Origin of the sequence: Pseudomonas sp. B21-040 (genome assembly GCF_024748695.1) — a bacterium.
Taxonomy (GTDB): Bacteria; Pseudomonadota; Gammaproteobacteria; order Pseudomonadales; family Pseudomonadaceae; genus Aquipseudomonas.
Window position 1 is genome coordinate 4,994,715 of sequence record NZ_CP087176.1, and the last position, 16,265, is coordinate 5,010,979.

Genomic DNA, 16,265 nt, shown 5'->3' on the forward strand with positions numbered 1-16,265 from the left:
GCTTAGTTGAAACCGCTGGTGGAAATAAAATCGACGTCGGTTTTCGGTTCGCCGCGCATCAACAGCCCTATCACCTGCTCAAGCGTGCGCCCCTCGAACAGAATTGCGTGCAACCCGGCGACCAACGGCATATAGACGCCGACCTCTTGAGCCTTGGCCTTGAGCACTTTGAGCGTGTTCACGCCTTCGGCCACTTCGCCCAGACGCGTGACCGCGTCTTCCAGGCTCAGGCCTTGGCCGAGGGCGAACCCGACCTGGTAGTTGCGGCTTTTCGGTGACGAGCAGGTAACGATCAAATCGCCCACGCCGGCAAGACCGAGGAAGGTCATCGGGTTGGCCCCCTGATTCACCGCAAAACGCGTCATTTCCGCCAGCGCCCGGGTGATCAGCATGCTCTTGGTGTTTTCGCCCATGCCCAGCGCCACCGCCATGCCGGCAATGATCGCGTAAACGTTTTTCAGCGCTCCGCCCAACTCGACGCCAAAACGGTCGGCGCTGGCATACACGCGAAACGTCCGGCCGTGCAGCGCAGCCTGGACCCGCTGGCACAGTTCTTCGTCTTCGCTGGCGACCACAGTGGCGGTCAATGCGTGTTCAGCGATTTCACGGGCCAGGTTCGGCCCCGACAGCACGCCGATGCGCGCTTGCGGAGCGATTTCCTCAAGGATCTCGCTCATCAGCTTGAACGTGTGGGCTTCGATGCCTTTGGTCAGGCTGACCAGCAACTTGCCACTCAACCGCTCGGCGTGCGGAACCAGGACCGAACGCAGGGCGCTGGAGGGCAGCGCGACGAAACACAGGTCGCAGGCATCCAGCGTGGCTTGCAGGTCAGTCACCGGTTCTACCGCCGGGAGAATCTTGATGCCTTTGAGGTAACGCGGGTTTTCACGATTGACCCGAATGGCCTCGGCCTGTTCGGGGTCACGCATCCACTGTCGGACCTGATGCCCGTTCTCGGCCAATAGATTAGCCACGGCGGTACCAAAACTTCCGCCTCCCAGGACCGCAATTGGGCGCTGTTCAGTCATATGCAATCCGTTAATCCATACCAGTGGCGATGTCGGCATTATACGGAGCGTCCCAGTGGCGGCCAGCCCCTGCGTCAATTACCCACAAATGTAGGAAGAAGGCCGATAAATCCTAGGAAAATGCCGGTATCGCCAATGGAAAAGTAGACAAGCTCGGTTAACATGCGCGCCAACCTATCGCGATCAAGGGTATGACGTGACGTTTGCTTCTCCTTCACCCCGCTCGCCGCTGGTCCTGGCGCTGATTTTCAGCCCGTCCTTGCTGGCCGACGACTTGTTTCTCGACAATGAACCGCTCCCGCAAGTGCTGACGGCCACCCGCCTGAAGCAGTCGCCGGCGGCGGTTCCGGGCAGCATGACGGTGATCGACAGCGAACTGATCAACGACAGCGGCGCGCGCGACATCAGCGAGTTACTGCGGCTGGTGCCCGGCATGATGGTCGGCAACCTCAGCGGCAACCAGGCCGCCGTGAACTACCACGGCACCAACGTCACCGGGGCCCGGCGCATGCAAGTGCTGATCGACGGTCGCTCGGTGTACCGCGCGGGCCTCGCCACGGTGGACTGGAGTGATATCCCGGTCGCCATGGAAGACATCGAGCGCATCGAAGTGTTTCGCGGCCCGAACACCGTCAGCTATGGCGCCAATGCGCTGATGGCGGTGGTCAACATCATCACGCGCAACCCGGCCGACAGCCATGGCACGCGAGTGAAAGTGACCCGTGGCCAGCGCGGCATCAACGACTATTACGCCAGCCAGGGTACCGGTTGGGACGGTGGCGACCTGCGTCTGTCCCTGTCAGGCCAGCAAGACGACGGTTTCGATTCGGACCGCAACGAGGCCGATTATCGTGACAGCCGTCGCCTGAACCGCTTTAACCTCGCGGTCAGCCAGACGCTCACGCAAAGCCAGAGCATCGACTGGCAATTGAATGCGAAGGAAGGCACCAACCAGCGGCCCTATACCTACCGCCCGGTGTTCCCCGGGATTACTGCCGCCGGGGACAATTCTGACGTCACCGCCAAAGACTACGCCGGCTCCTTGCGCTGGAACCTGGACTTGAATCCCGAGCACAGCCTTTATATCCAGGGTTCGGCCCAGCATTGGGATCGCCAGCAAACCTGGCGCGCCTGTGATGCCGAGGTGTCATTCAGCCCGGAACTGACCCGACTCTGGCAGCTCAATCCAAACTACACCGAACGCCTGGCGCGCAACATGGATCGCTTCACCGGTTCCGGCGCACCTCGCGGCACGCCAGCGGAACAAGCGCTGGCCAATCAGGTGCTGGCGCAATGGAAAAACGGCGCGCGGCAAACACTCTGTGGTGACATCGATCAGAGCGCCCGTGAATCGCGCTACGACCTCGAAGTGCAAGACACCCTCAGCCTGTCCGACAGCCTGCGACTGGTCAGCGGCATGAACTATCGTTATGACCGGGCAGATTCCGAGACCTATTTCAATGGCACGCTCGACGACACGACTTGGCGCACGTTTGGCCAACTCGAATGGCGTGCCACAGAGCATTGGTTGTTGCAGGGCGGGGCGATGTTCGAGGACACGCAGTTGACCGGCAGTTCTCTGACCCCGAGGGTGGCGGTCAATTACCTGATCACTCCGCGTCACGGTTTGCGCGCCGTATACTCTGAAGCGATCCGCTCACCGAACATGTTCGAAAACAACGTCAACTGGAGTTACCAGGTGACCAATCTGCGGCCCACGGCCTACGGTCAGACCAGCGCCCGTTATTTCGTCAAGACCCGAGGTCCGGGTGACCTCGACAAGGAACACATGCGCTCGCGAGAGCTGGGTTACAACGGCTACTTCGCCAAACTGGGGCTGAGCGTCGATGTGAAGCTGTTCTACGACGAAATCAGCGACATGATCAGCGAGCCGCTGCGCAACAACCAGTACATCGCCAGCAACTCGAACAACGCGCGGTTTTCCGGGGCTGAAACGCAACTGGACTGGCGTCTTGATAACGCTGACCGCCTACGCCTGACTTATGCCTATGTCGACGCCGACGCGAGTAACCCGCTGGATGAGCAGCAGACTGCGCGCAACAGTGGTTCCGCCGGTTGGCTGCGCGATTGGGGCTATGGCTGGAACAGCGCGCTCTTCTACTATGGCGACGATGCGCTCAACGGTTACCGCTTCGAGCGCGTCGACACGCGCATCGCCAAACGCATCGGCCTGGGCAAGGCCAACCTGGAACTGGCCGGTGTCCTTCAACAACGTCTGGATAACCAGCCCACCACGTTCATCGACAACAATTACGACGAGCGTCGAGTGCTTTACTTCAGTGCGGAGCTGACGTTTTAAATGCTGCAGCGCTTGGCATGGAAATCGCCGCCACTGGGCCGCCTGCTGGTCGGGTTGTGCCTGGCGGTTGGTTGCCTGTTGGGCGCCGTGCCGGCACAAGCCGCCGACATTCTATTGACCGGTGCCGAAGACAGCCCCGGAGTGCAATCCTTCGTCCATGCGCTGAGTGAAATGCGCCCGGCCGACAGTGTACGTTTCCAGCCACTGGCGAGCCTCCCAATGCCCGGCAAATTACCCGCTGGCACTCGCTTGATTCTGCTCGATCTGCCGAGCCTCGACTGGCGCCAGCAAGAGGCCCAGGGCCCGGCGACGCTGGTGCTGCGTATCAGCCGCCTGCAAGCCCGGCAACGTTTCGAGAATAACGTCCCACCGCACCTCAGCCTGCTCTGGAGCGATCCGCCGCTGGATCGGCAATTGCGCCTGACCCGGCTCATCCTGCCCCAGGCCAGGCGCATCGGTGTGCTGTACGACAGTCACAGCGAATTCCTGCTCAATGAATTACGGGAGGCCGCCCTTGGGCTGGGCCTGGAAGTGGTCACCGAGCGTTGGGATAACATCAACGACAGCCGTCCTTTGCAGGCCCTGCTGAAAAATTGCGACGTATTGCTGGGTCTTGACGATCCCGACCTTTACAACCCGAAAACTGCAAAAAATCTGCTGCTGAGCAGCTATTCCCGGCAATTGGCATTAGTCGGCCCCAACGCCGCGTTCGTCAAGGCGGGCAGCCTGGCCAGCACTTACAGCGATCAGAGCGACTGGCTGCAAGTGCTGGACGAAGTGCTCGACCTGCCACCCCCGAGCTGGCCGCGTGCTCTCTATCCGCAGCACTTCAAAGTGTTAAGCAATCCGCAAGTGGCTCGTTCATTAGGAATTGAACAGGTGAATGAAACATCTGTCGCCACCCAGTTGGCTGAAGGAGAAAGCCGTCCATGACCCTCCGGCGCTCTTGGGACATCAGTACGCGCACCCAGATGATCAGTCTCGGCCCTGCCCTGTTGCTGACGTTGCTGCTGATCAGCTTCTTTACCTTTGTGCGGATCCAGGACTTGCGCCAGGAGCTCAACCACACCGGGCAATTGATCGCCAACCAGCTCGCACCCGCCACCGAGTACGGAGTGATCTCGGGGAACAACGAGGTGCTCGAAAGTTTGCTCAAGGCCACGCTCGCCACGCCGAACGTCCGATTTCTGGAGGTCCAGGACAACGCCAACCGGATATTGGTGTATGTCGAGCAGCCGTCGGAAACCTACAGACGCTCGCAGCAAGTCGAAGTGTTTCAGGCACCGGTGCGGCTACAGCGGATTGCGCTCAACAATGATTTTTTCCAGGGGTCCAAAGCGGCGAGCACAACCCCCTCCGAGGACTACCTGGGCCGGGTGATCGTCGGTTTGTCGAATGACGCCTTCAACCAGCGCCAGCAGGAAATCTTGTTGAAGGCTGCGATCCTCGCGCTGTTCGCCCTGCTGTTTACCTTTCTCGTTGCCCGGCGCCTGGCGGGCAGCCTCTCCCAACCGATCCGCGATATTGGCGACGCGGTGAAAGCGATTCAGGAAGGCGATTACAAAACACCCCTGCCGATTGTCGACGACACCGAGTTGGGCGCGCTGTCGCAACACATCAACAACCTCGCCGCCGGCCTCGAACAAGCCAGCCGCGAACAGCATCAGGCAATGGCACAGTTGATCCAGACGCGTGAGGAAGCGGAAAAGGCCAACAATGCCAAGTCTGACTTCCTGGCAATGATGAGCCATGAACTGCGCACGCCGATGAATGGCGTGCTCGGTATGCTGCAATTGCTGGAAACCACCGACATGACCGAGGAGCAGATCGAATACGCGGCTTTGGCGTCGGAGTCCACCGAACACCTGCTCAAGGTCATCAACGATATTCTCGACTTCTCGCGCATCGAGCGCTCGGAACTGGAACTGGAGCACATCCCGTTCAACCTCGCGGACTTGATCAGCACTTGCGCCCAATCGTTCCAGCACAGCGCGTTGCAGCGCGGCCTCGACCTGCAGTTGCAAATCCCCGAGGACATGCGCGCCCTTCAAGTGCAGGGTGATCCGACGCGGATCCGGCAGATTCTGGTCAATCTGGTCGGTAATGCCTTGAAGTTCACTGAGCACGGCCGCGTGAGCATCGAACCGCAGTGGCAATCGCTGGATCACGAACTGCTGTGGTTCACCTGCACCGTGCGCGACAGTGGCATCGGTATTTCCGCTGAAAGCCTGGAGCTGATGTTCAATGCATTCCAGCAAGCCGACAGCTCTATTTCAAGACGCTATGGTGGTACCGGCCTGGGCTTGCCGATTGCCCGTACTTTGGCTGAACGCATGGGCGGCACCTTGCGGGCTCAGAGCGAAGAAGGCCTGGGCTCGGTGTTTACGCTGGAAATCCCGCTGGCACTGTACAAGCAGCCGCTGCCCGTACTGACACCCCGGGCACAGACCGGCAACGATGATGGCGAAGGGCGCAATGTGCTGCTGGTCGAAGACAACCCGGTCAATCAGACCGTCATCGAAGCAATGTTGCGCAGCCTGGGCTTTACTGTCAGCGTCGCAACCGATGGCGCGCAAGCGGTGCGCAGTGCCGAGAGCCTGGTATTTGAAGCGATTCTGATGGACTGCCGCCTGCCAATCATCGATGGCTACGAAGCAACCCGTCAGATCCGCCAATTGCCCGGCTGCACCGACTTGCCGATCATCGCATTGACGGCCAATGCGTTGCAGGGCGACCGCGAAGCCTGCTTGTCGGCTGGCATGAACGATTATCTGGCCAAGCCCTTCAAACGGACTGATTTGCAGCAAATTCTGCAGCGCTGGGTGCAGTAGTACAGGCCTTTCGACCATCTGCGACTGGCGTGAAAGGCGAAAGTGCGGCAGTCTTAGTCACCCGAACAGGCCCGAAAAGGGGCTTGAATAATAATTTCAGTGCACAAGTGTACATTCATGTCCTTGGTGCTGTGACTTTCACCACAACGCAATAGTCTATGAGTAGGCTGCCGGTTCGAGGCATGAACGCTTCGATCGGCCGGGAAGATTTGCCCCACCTGCCGCATGGGACTATTGAGGAGCTCGCATGACCAAACAAAACGCCTTTACCCGGGAAGACCTGCTGCGCTGCAGTCGCGGTGAGCTGTTCGGCCCAGGTAACGCGCAACTGCCCGCCCCGAACATGCTGATGGTTGATCGCATCACCCTGATCAGCGAAGAAGGTGGCAAGTACGGCAAAGGTGAATTGGTCGCCGAGCTGGATATCAATCCGGACCTGTGGTTCTTCGCCTGCCACTTCGAAGGCGATCCGGTGATGCCGGGCTGCCTGGGCCTCGACGCCATGTGGCAACTGGTCGGCTTCTTCCTTGGCTGGCAAGGTCTGCCGGGCCGTGGCCGTGCGCTGGGTTCGGGCGAAGTGAAATTCTTTGGCCAGGTCCTGCCGACCGCCAAGAAAGTCACCTATAACATTCATATCAAGCGCGTCCTGAAGGGCAAGCTGAACCTGGCCATCGCCGACGGTTCGGTCACTGTCGACGGTCGCGAAATCTATACCGCCGAAGGCCTTCGGGTCGGCGTGTTTACCTCCACTGACAACTTCTAAGGGTTATTCGCATGCGCCGCGTCGTTATCACTGGTCTGGGCATCGTTTCGTGCCTGGGCAATGACAAAGAGACCGTCTCCGCTAACCTGCGTGCAAGCCGCCCTGGCATCCGGTTCAACCCGGAATATGCCGAAATGGGTCTGCGTAGCCAGGTTTCCGGCTCCATTGACCTTCCCCTCGAAGAGCTGATCGATCGCAAGATCTATCGCTTCGTCGGCCACGCGGCGGCTTACGCCTACCTGGCCATGAAAGACGCCATCGCTGACTCCGGTCTGAGCGACGAACAAGTTTCCAACCCGCGTACCGGCCTGATCGCCGGTTCCGGTGGTGCCTCCACGCTGAACCAGATGGAAGCGCTGGACATCCTGCGCGAGAAAGGCGTGAAGCGCGTTGGCCCATACCGCGTAACGCGGACCATGAGCAGCACCGTTTCCGCTTGCCTGGCCACCCCGTTCAAGATCAAGGGCCTGAACTACTCCATCGCTTCTGCCTGCGCCACCAGTGCTCACTGCATCGGTACCGCCATGGAACAGATCCAGATGGGCAAGCAGGACATCGTATTCGCTGGCGGCGGTGAAGAAGAACACTGGAGCCAGTCGTTCCTGTTCGACGCCATGGGCGCACTGTCCAGCCAGTACAACGAAACCCCGGAAAAAGCTTCCCGTGCCTACGACGCCAAGCGTGACGGTTTCGTCATTGCTGGCGGTGGCGGCATGGTCGTGGTCGAAGAGCTGGAACACGCTCTGGCGCGCGGCGCGAAGATCTACGCGGAAATCGTTGGCTACGGCGCGACCTCCGACGGCTACGACATGGTCGCCCCAAGCGGCGAAGGCGCCATCCGCTGCATGCAGATGGCCATGTCCACCGTTGACGCACCGATCGACTACCTGAACACCCACGGCACTTCGACTCCGGTCGGCGACGTCATGGAAATGAAAGGTGTGCGCGAACTGTTCGGCGACAAGGCTCCGGCCATCAGCTCCACCAAAAGCCTGTCGGGTCACTCCCTGGGCGCCGCCGGCGTTCACGAAGCGATCTACTGCATGCTGATGATGGAAGGCAACTTCATGGCAGGCTCCGCCAACATCGACGAGCTGGACCCAGAAGTGGCAGACATGCCAATCCTGACCAAGACTCGCGAAAACGCCACCATCGACACCGTGATGAGCAACAGCTTCGGTTTCGGTGGCACCAACGCCACGCTGGTACTCAAGCGCTGGGCTGGTAAGTAATACCCGCCGTTTCGCTGTATTGAAAAACGCCCCGACTGGTTCGGGGCGTTTTTTTTGTGCCTGAAATATCCCCTGTAGCAGCTGGCGAAGCCTGCGTTCGGCTACGCAGCAGTCGTAAACCTGAGCATCCAGTCTTCCTGGCACACCGCATTGCCTGATTCACGACTGCTGCGCAGCCGAACGCAGGCTTCGCCAGCTGCTACAAAGAGCCCGTCGAACATGAAGCTTTTGTCATGAAACCAACGGGCCTGCGACCGAATGTCGCGCACTTAAAGGGCTGCAGGATTTTATTCAAATCTGCAAAAGTCTGTTTCCAGATCCGTCAGTTTACTTAGCAAGCTAACAACTCATATAACAGAGGCCTGCACATGCCTTGGTGCAGGTAATTGAGATTGGAGCTAGCAGATGACTGTAAAAGTAACTGAACGCGACGATTCACATAAATCCCATGAGGGTGTAGCCGCCGGTATCCGCATTTGGGATGTCCACCAACAAGACATGCTGGTGGGGATGTTTCACTCCGAGACTGACGCGCATAACTACAAAGCGGAACTCGAAACACTGGAACAGCAAAGAGCGCTGCTATCCGCCTGACCGCTGCGCCTGAGCAACTACAGCATTGAAAACGACAAACCCCGCCATGAGCGGGGTTTGTCGTTGATGAAGCCCTTAACGGCTTACCACATCAGATCATCCGGGATCTGATAGGCCGCGTACGGATCGTCCTCGGCCGCCACTTCTTCAGTCTTCACGTTCATCTGCACGATACGCTGTGGATCGCGCTCCTGAATCTTCAGTGCCGCTTCACGCGGGATCACTTCGTAACCGCCAGCATGGTGCACGATGGCCAGCGATCCGTTGCTGAGCTTGTTGCGCATCAGCGTATTGACGCAGATGCGCTTGACCTTCTTGTCGTCGACGAAGTTGTAGTAGTCCTCGGTGGTCAGCTTTGGCAGACGCGAGACTTCGATCAATTGCTTGACCTGAGCGGCGCGAGCCTTGGCCTCGACCTTTTCCTGTTGCTGGCGGTTCAGCTCCTGGTCGCGCTTGACCTTCTCGGCCATGGCTTCCTGCGCTGCACGCTGCTGGGAATCATCGAGTTCAATCTGGCCCTTGTGGGCCAGGCGCTGCTGTTTCTGCTTGTCTTTGCTGACCTGCTTGGCCTGCTTCTGGTTGACCAGCCCTGCTTTGAGTAACTGGTCGCGAAGGGAAATGCTCATGGTGCTTGTTTCTCACTTAGGCAACTGCTCAACCGCAGCTGGTCAAATTCTTTTCCTGACGTTTGGCTTCGCCCCACAGGGCGTCCAACTCTTCGAGGGTGCAATCTTCTATGGGACGGTGGGTGTCGCGCAATGCCTGTTCGATAAAACGGAAGCGTCTTTCGAATTTGCCGTTGGCGCCACGCAGTGCGGTTTCCGGATCGACCTTGAGATGACGCGCCAGATTGACCACCGAAAACAACAGGTCACCAACCTCATCGGCAATCGCTGCCGAGTCATTGTCGGCCATCGCTTCGAGCACTTCATCGAGCTCTTCGCGGACCTTGTCCAGCACCGGCAACGCGTCTGGCCAGTCGAAACCGACCTGCCCGGCGCGCTTCTGCAGTTTCGCCGAGCGCGACAATGCCGGCAGCGCGGCCGGTACATCGTCGAGCAACGACAATTGCAACGGTGCCGCTGACTTCTCGGCGCGCTCTTCGGCCTTGATCTCTTCCCAGCGCTGCTTGACCTGCTCTTCACTCAGTCGCGGTATGTCCACCGGCGCATACAGATCACCGGTAGGAAACACATGAGGGTGACGACGGATCAGCTTGCGGGTAATGCTGTCGACCACGCCGGCGAATTCAAAGCGCCCTTCTTCGCGCGCCAGTTGGCTGTAATAAACCACCTGGAACAGCAAATCCCCCAGCTCACCCTGCAAGTGATCGAAGTCACCGCGCTCAATGGCGTCAGCGACTTCGTAGGCTTCCTCAAGGGTGTGCGGGACGATCGTTTCGTAGGTCTGCTTGATGTCCCACGGGCAACCGAACTGCGGGTCGCGCAGCCGGTTCATCAAGTGCAGCAAGTCTTCAAGTGAATACATCAATCATTCTCTGCATCTGAATCGCAAAACCCGTAGGAGCCGAGCTTGCTCGCGATAGCGGTACATCAGGTAAATCGCCATCGCGAGCAAGCTCGGCTCCTACAGGGATCGGTTTCACGGCGTCCGGTTACGGCGGGTTTCGATGATGTTCGGCAACTGGGAAATCCGCCCCAGTAACCGCCCCAGCGCATCCAGTCCCGGAATCTCGATGGTCAGGGACATCAACGCGGTGTTGTCCTCTTTGTTCGAGCGGGTGTTGACCGCCAGCACGTTGATCCGCTCGTTGAGCAGCACCTGCGACACGTCACGCAGCAACCCGGAGCGGTCGTAGGCGCGGATGATGATGTCCACCGGGTAAGTGAGCACCGGCACCGGCCCCCAACTGACCTGGATGATCCGCTCTGGCTCGCGCCCGCCCAGTTGCAGCACCGAGGCACAGTCTTGACGGTGAATGCTCACGCCACGACCCTGGGTGATGTAACCGACGATGGCATCGCCCGGCAATGGCTGGCAGCAGCCGGCCATTTGCGTCATCAGGTTGCCGACACCCTGGATCTGGATGTCGCCGCGCTTGCCTGGCTTGTAGCCGGTGGCCTTGCGGGGGATCAGCTCCAACTGCTCGTTGCCGCGTTCCGGCTCGACCAGTTGCTGCGCCAGGTTCACCAGTTGCGCCAGGCGCAAATCACCGGCGCCCAACGCCGCGAACATGTCCTCGGCCGTCTTCATGTTGGCCTTGTCGGCCAGCTTGTCGAAATCTACGGCTGGCAGGCCGAGGCGATTGAGTTCGCGCTCAAGCAGGGTTTTACCGGCCGCAACGTTCTGATCGCGGGCCTGTAATTTGAACCAGTGGACAATCTTCGCCCGTGCCCGCGAGGTGGTGATGTAGCCCAGGTTCGGGTTCAGCCAGTCGCGGCTCGGCGTGCCGTGCTTGCTGGTGATGATCTCGACCTGTTCACCGGTTTGCAGGCTGTAGTTGAGCGGCACGATGCGCCCGTTGATCTTCGCGCCACGGCAGTTGTGGCCGATCTCGGTGTGCACCCGGTACGCGAAGTCCAGCGGTGTCGCGCCTTTGGGCAAGTCGATGGCGTGACCGTCGGGGGTGAAGATGTAGACCCGGTCCGGCTCGATATCGACCCGCAGCTGTTCTGCCAGGCCACCGATATCGCCCAGCTCTTCATGCCACTCGAGGACCTGACGCAGCCAGGAGATTTTCTCTTCGTAGTGGTTCGAACCGGATTTGACGTCGGTGCCCTTGTAGCGCCAGTGCGCGCACACGCCCAGCTCGGCTTCCTCGTGCATGGCGTGGGTGCGGATCTGCACTTCCAGCACCTTGCCCTCAGGCCCGATCACCGCCGTGTGCAGCGAGCGATAGCCGTTCTCTTTCGGGTTGGCGATGTAGTCGTCGAATTCTTTCGGGATGTGCCGCCACAAGGTGTGGACGATGCCGAGCGCGGTGTAGCAATCGCGCATTTCCGGCACCAGCACGCGAACGGCGCGCACGTCGTAGATCTGGCTGAACTCCAGACCCTTGCGCTGCATTTTGCGCCAGATCGAATAGATGTGTTTGGCCCGGCCGCTGATGTCGGCATCGACGCCGGTGGCCTGCAATTCGTTTTTGAGTTGGGTCATCACGTCGCTGATGAAGCGTTCGCGATCCAGACGTCGCTCATGCAACAGCTTGGCGATCTGCTTGTACTGGTCAGGCTCAAGGTAACGGAAGGACAAATCCTCCAGTTCCCACTTGATGTGACCGATACCGAGACGGTGCGCGAGTGGCGCATAGATGTCGAAGACTTCGCGGGCGACGCGATTGCGCTTTTCGTCGTCGGCGGTTTTCACCGCACGAATCGCGCAGGTGCGTTCAGCCAGCTTGATCAGTGCGACGCGTACGTCATCGACCATGGCAACCAGCATTTTGCGCAGGTTTTCGACCTGGCCCTGAGTGCCCAGCACCAGGGATTTGCGTGGGCTCAGGCTGTCGCTGATCGCCGCCATGCGCTGCACGCCATCGATCAGCTTGGCCACCACCGGGCCGAAGCGCTGGCTGATGGCAGGCAACTCGATCTGGCCTTCGCGCACGCCACGGTACAAGATCGCGGCGACCAGTGAATCCTGATCGAGTTTGAGGTCGGCGAGAATCTCGGCGATCTCAAGGCCCGTGCGGAAACTCGAGGTCCCTTCGGACCAGAGATTCTTCGCCGCATTGGCCTGTTGTTCCGACATGCGAGCGAACTCGCACGCCTCCTTCAAGGCTTCGCGATCCAGTGCCGGATCGACACTGACCGCATGATCGAGCCAAGCCTCGAGATTGATACTGCCGTCTGTGTTGATCGGCTGGTGTGCTCTCACCTGTACCATCTTGCTTACCTTCCCTACGACGCAGATTCAATGCGTCAAATCGCTGACCTTCGTTGCCCGATTGCGCTCACGGGGCTCATGCGAGCGCTGCTCGGGCGGGCCAGTCGGACCAGACGAGCCATCCTAGCTCGCTTCAAATAACGCCATGGCCTCGACATGTGCCGTTTGAGGAAACATATCGAGAATCCCGGCACGTTTTAACCGGTAGCCCTGCTTGATCAACTCAACCGTGTCGCGCGCCAGCGTTGCCGGGTTGCACGACACATACACCAATCGCTCGGCGCCCAAGGTCTTGAGCTTGCGCACCACCTCGAAAGCACCGTCACGCGGTGGGTCCAAGAGTACCGCACAAAAGCCTTCGCGGGCCCATTCGGCATCAGCCAAAGGCTGGGATAAATCGGCCTGAAAAAACTTCGCGTTATTCAGATTATTGCTAGCGGCGTTCGCGGCAGCACGCTCGACCATCGTCTGCACACCTTCGACCGCCACCACTTCGCGAACGGCTTTGGCCAGCGGCAATGCAAAATTGCCCAACCCGCAGAACAGGTCGAGAACGCGTTCATCCGGTTGCGGCTTCAGCCATTCCAGCGCCTGGGCGATCATCGCTTCGTTGACGCCGGCGTTGACCTGGATGAAATCTCCCGGCCGGTACGCCAGATCCAGATCCCACGACGCCAGACGATAACCCAGCGACTGATCGGCATCGACCGGTTGCGGCTCGCCGTCACCGTGCAGCCACAACTGCGCTTCGTGGAACGCGCAGAAATCCTTGAGGATCGTCAGGTCAGCGTCAGACAACGGCGCCATGTGCCGCAGCAAGACCGCCAGCGACGAGCCGCTGAACAATTCCACATGCCCCAGCGCCTGAGGCTTGCTCAAGCGACGCAGCATTTCCGGTAAGCGGGTCATGATCGGCTGTAATGGCTGAACCAGCACTGAACATTCGTTAATCGCGACGATGTCCTGACTGCCCGCCGCGCGGAAACCCACCTCGAGCTTTTTCGCCTTCATGTCCCAGCGCACTGCAACCCGGGCGCGACGGCGGTAACCGAATTCCGGGCCACTCAACGGCGCCGCCCATTCTTGCGGTTCGACACCGGCGACCTTCGACAGCTGCTCGGCGAGCATGCGCTGTTTCAGGGCCAATTGTTCGTTGTGTGGCAGATGTTGCACGCTGCAACCGCCGCAACGACCGGCATGCGGGCACGGCGCCGGACGTCGCAGTTCACTGGCCTGGAACACGCGTTCGGTGCGCGCCTCGACCACTTTGCCGTGGGCACCCAACACCCGCGCCTCGACGTCTTCACCGGCCAATGCGCCGATGACGAACCAGGTGCGACCTTCGAAAAATGCGATACCGCGACCGTCATTGGCCAGGCGTTCGATGGTCAAGCGCTGCTTTTTGCCGGTCGGGATTTGTGGGGCCTTGCTGCCGCCCGTGGGTTGGAAGCGCAGGCCTCTCTCGTGCTTGGCCATCAGTTGGGCGCGTCGAAAATGCCGGTCGACAAGTAACGGTCGCCACGGTCGCAGATGATCGCGACGATCACCGCGTTTTCAACTTCTTTGGACAGTCGCAACATCGCTGCCACTGCACCGCCCGAGGACACGCCACAGAAAATGCCTTCTTCGCGGGCCAGACGACGGGTCACGTCTTCGGCTTCGCTTTGCGCCATGTCGACGATGCGGTCTACGCGATCAGCCTGATAAATCTTCGGCAGGTATTCTTGCGGCCAGCGGCGGATACCCGGGATCGCCGAGCCTTCCATCGGTTGCAGGCCGATGATTTGCACGCTCTCGCTCTGCTCTTTCAAGTAGCGCGAGACACCCATGATGGTGCCGGTGGTGCCCATCGAACTGACGAAATGGGTGATGGTGCCCTCGGTCTGACGCCAGATTTCCGGGCCGGTGGTGGTGTAGTGCGCTTGCGGATTGTCACCGTTGGCGAACTGGTCCAGCACCTTGCCACGGCCTTCGGCTTCCATCCGCTGAGCGAGATCGCGGGCGCCTTCCATACCTTCTTCCTGGGTGACCAGGATCAGTTCGGCGCCATAAGCCGTCATCGCGGCTTTACGTTCGGCGCTGGAGTTATCCGGCATGATCAGGATCATCTTGTAACCCTTGATCGCGGCGGCCATGGCCAACGCAATCCCGGTGTTACCCGAAGTCGCTTCGATCAACGTATCGCCGGCGTGGATCTGCCCGCGCAACTCGGCGCGGGTGATCATCGACAGCGCCGGACGGTCCTTGACCGAACCCGCCGGGTTATTCCCTTCGAGCTTGAGCAAAAGGGTATTGCTGGTGACGCCGGGCAGGCGCTGCAAACGGACCAGCGGAGTGTTGCCGACGCAATCGGCGATGGTTGGGTACTGCAAGGTCATGGCGTATTCGCAATCCAGACTGCGGGGGCGCCTATCATACCGGCAAACGTTCGCAGGCCATATCACGCAAAGTGCGGTGCTTATGGCTTATGGGAATAAGCGGCTGCCTCAGCATTGCTCTTCATGCGCGACATTCAACGCATAGAACTCATGCAACTTGGCCTGCAACAATTGCTTGTCTGGAAGCTGGACTTGATATTCGGCGATCAATACTGCTGAGAGGCTGCGGTTCAGGGCGTACTCCACCACTTCGTCATCCTTGCTGGCACACAGCAACACACCAATGGCCGGATTTTCGTGGGGCTTGCGTACATTGCGGTCCAGCGCTTCCAGATAGAAGTCCAGCTTGCCCAGGTACTCCGGCTTAAAACGACCGACCTTCAGCTCAATGGCTACAAGACAATTAAGGCCACGGTGGAAGAACAGCAGATCCAATGCAAATCACACCCACCCACTTGCAGCGGATACTCGGAACCGACAAAGCAGAAGTCGCGACCGAGCTCGCTCAGGAATTCTTTTAGGCGCGCCAGTAACCCTTTTTGCAGATCGGTCTCGGCATGGCCACCGGGCAGGTCGAGAAACTCGAGCATGTAGCCATCACGGAATATCTCAAGTGCTGCCGGGTGGGTTTGTCTCAGCATCGCTGAGGTTTTTGCTGGTTGGGTCACGCTTCGCTCGAACAGTGCTGCTTTGAACTGACGCTCCAGTTCGCGCTTCGACTATTTTTCTTGAACCGACAGACGGACGTAAAACTCCCGCTCTTCCGAGCGTTTGCTCTGGCCGAAAATGATCAGGTTGTGCGACCAGGACAATTGTCGCACCAGTGGTGCGACTTTCTCCTCCGTACAATAAATCTCATAGAATTGGCGCATGCGGAACAAATTCGACCGGGTAAATCCGCGCAACCCAGGTTGAGTCTGAGCCAGATGTTCCGCCAACTGACCGACCACAGAATCGCCCCATTCGGCTTTTTCGAGCTTGCGACTGATGTAAGCACCGACCTGCCAATACAGTTCGATCAGCTGGGTGTTCACCGCCTGCATCGCCTGCTGTTTGGCACTTTGAATCAGTGCAAGCACTTCATTGAAGCGGTCGTCGGGGACGCTGGATGGATTAATGCCGAACTCCTTGAGGCCGAGAAAAAACGCGAGTCTATTGCGTTAAGTCAGGCAGTAGGTGTCGGCAATACCCTTTAGGAAAGGTCGTACAAAAGAACGGGAACGCTCCGGAAAAACCAGCTTCTTGGTGGCTGGGAGGGCCTCATCGCGAGCAG

General features: G+C 59.3%; 12 protein-coding genes and 1 pseudogene. 6 read left to right on the forward strand and 7 right to left on the reverse strand.

From position 1 onward, the window contains the following. Positions 1–2 precede the first annotated feature (2 nt). Positions 3–1,028 carry an NAD(P)H-dependent glycerol-3-phosphate dehydrogenase gene (locus LOY55_RS22880; protein WP_046031635.1) on the reverse strand — a complete coding sequence of 342 codons (1,026 nt, stop codon included), beginning with the start codon at positions 1,026–1,028 and terminating at the stop codon, positions 3–5. 196 nt (positions 1,029–1,224) lie between these two features. Here LOY55_RS22880 and LOY55_RS22885 point away from each other — a divergent pair, with 196 nt between their 5' ends. The 6 genes from LOY55_RS22885 to LOY55_RS22910 all read left to right on the forward strand — a co-directional run bounded on the left by LOY55_RS22885 (position 1,225) and on the right by LOY55_RS22910 (position 8,768). Further along, the gene (locus tag LOY55_RS22885) at positions 1,225–3,348 is read left to right on the forward strand and encodes a TonB-dependent siderophore receptor (RefSeq protein WP_077431478.1); all 2,124 of its coding nucleotides are present in this window, start codon (positions 1,225–1,227) and stop codon (positions 3,346–3,348) included. Next, on the forward strand, positions 3,349–4,281 hold the full coding sequence (locus tag LOY55_RS22890) for an ABC transporter substrate-binding protein (RefSeq protein WP_258666868.1): 933 nt from the start codon (positions 3,349–3,351) through the stop codon (positions 4,279–4,281). Further along, positions 4,278–6,179: an ATP-binding protein gene (locus tag LOY55_RS22895; protein ID WP_077431474.1), complete on the forward strand. Its 1,902-nt coding sequence runs from the start codon at positions 4,278–4,280 to the stop codon at positions 6,177–6,179. The genes LOY55_RS22890 and LOY55_RS22895 overlap by 4 nt, the downstream gene beginning before the upstream one ends. A 247-nt stretch (positions 6,180–6,426) precedes the next feature. Beyond that, positions 6,427–6,942, forward strand: a complete 516-nt coding sequence (fabA, locus tag LOY55_RS22900) for a 3-hydroxyacyl-[acyl-carrier-protein] dehydratase FabA (protein WP_003227150.1) — start codon at positions 6,427–6,429, stop codon at positions 6,940–6,942. Between the two features lie 11 nt (positions 6,943–6,953). Next, the gene (gene fabB / locus LOY55_RS22905) at positions 6,954–8,174 is read left to right on the forward strand and encodes a beta-ketoacyl-ACP synthase I (protein WP_046031631.1); all 1,221 of its coding nucleotides are present in this window, start codon (positions 6,954–6,956) and stop codon (positions 8,172–8,174) included. A gap of 405 nt (positions 8,175–8,579) precedes the next feature. Then, a complete protein-coding gene (locus LOY55_RS22910) occupies positions 8,580–8,768 on the forward strand; it encodes a hypothetical protein (protein WP_046031630.1) in 189 nt (62 codons plus the stop codon). An 83-nt stretch (positions 8,769–8,851) separates the two neighbouring features. On the opposite strand, the gene LOY55_RS22915 is transcribed toward LOY55_RS22910, so the two are convergent. The 6 genes and pseudogenes from LOY55_RS22915 to LOY55_RS22940 form a co-directional block, all read right to left on the reverse strand. Further along, complete coding sequence (locus tag LOY55_RS22915; protein ID WP_109785180.1) at positions 8,852–9,394, reverse strand: DUF2058 domain-containing protein; 543 nt, start codon at positions 9,392–9,394, stop codon at positions 8,852–8,854. Between the two features lie 28 nt (positions 9,395–9,422). After that, on the reverse strand, positions 9,423–10,256 hold the full coding sequence (mazG, locus tag LOY55_RS22920) for a nucleoside triphosphate pyrophosphohydrolase (RefSeq protein WP_046031628.1): 834 nt from the start codon (positions 10,254–10,256) through the stop codon (positions 9,423–9,425). A gap of 114 nt (positions 10,257–10,370) precedes the next feature. Then, on the reverse strand, positions 10,371–12,614 hold the full coding sequence (relA, locus tag LOY55_RS22925; protein WP_109785178.1) for a GTP diphosphokinase: 2,244 nt from the start codon (positions 12,612–12,614) through the stop codon (positions 10,371–10,373). A 123-nt stretch (positions 12,615–12,737) separates the two neighbouring features. Continuing rightward, complete coding sequence (gene rlmD / locus LOY55_RS22930) at positions 12,738–14,090, reverse strand: 23S rRNA (uracil(1939)-C(5))-methyltransferase RlmD (RefSeq protein ID WP_077431473.1); 1,353 nt, start codon at positions 14,088–14,090, stop codon at positions 12,738–12,740. Continuing rightward, on the reverse strand, positions 14,090–14,992 hold the full coding sequence (gene cysM / locus LOY55_RS22935) for a cysteine synthase CysM (RefSeq protein WP_046031625.1): 903 nt from the start codon (positions 14,990–14,992) through the stop codon (positions 14,090–14,092). Before cysM ends, rlmD begins: the two co-directional genes overlap by 1 nt. Positions 14,993–15,100: 108 nt before the next feature. Continuing rightward, positions 15,101–16,110: pseudogene (locus LOY55_RS22940) on the reverse strand (YhcG family protein). Positions 16,111–16,265: the final 155 nt, after the last annotated feature.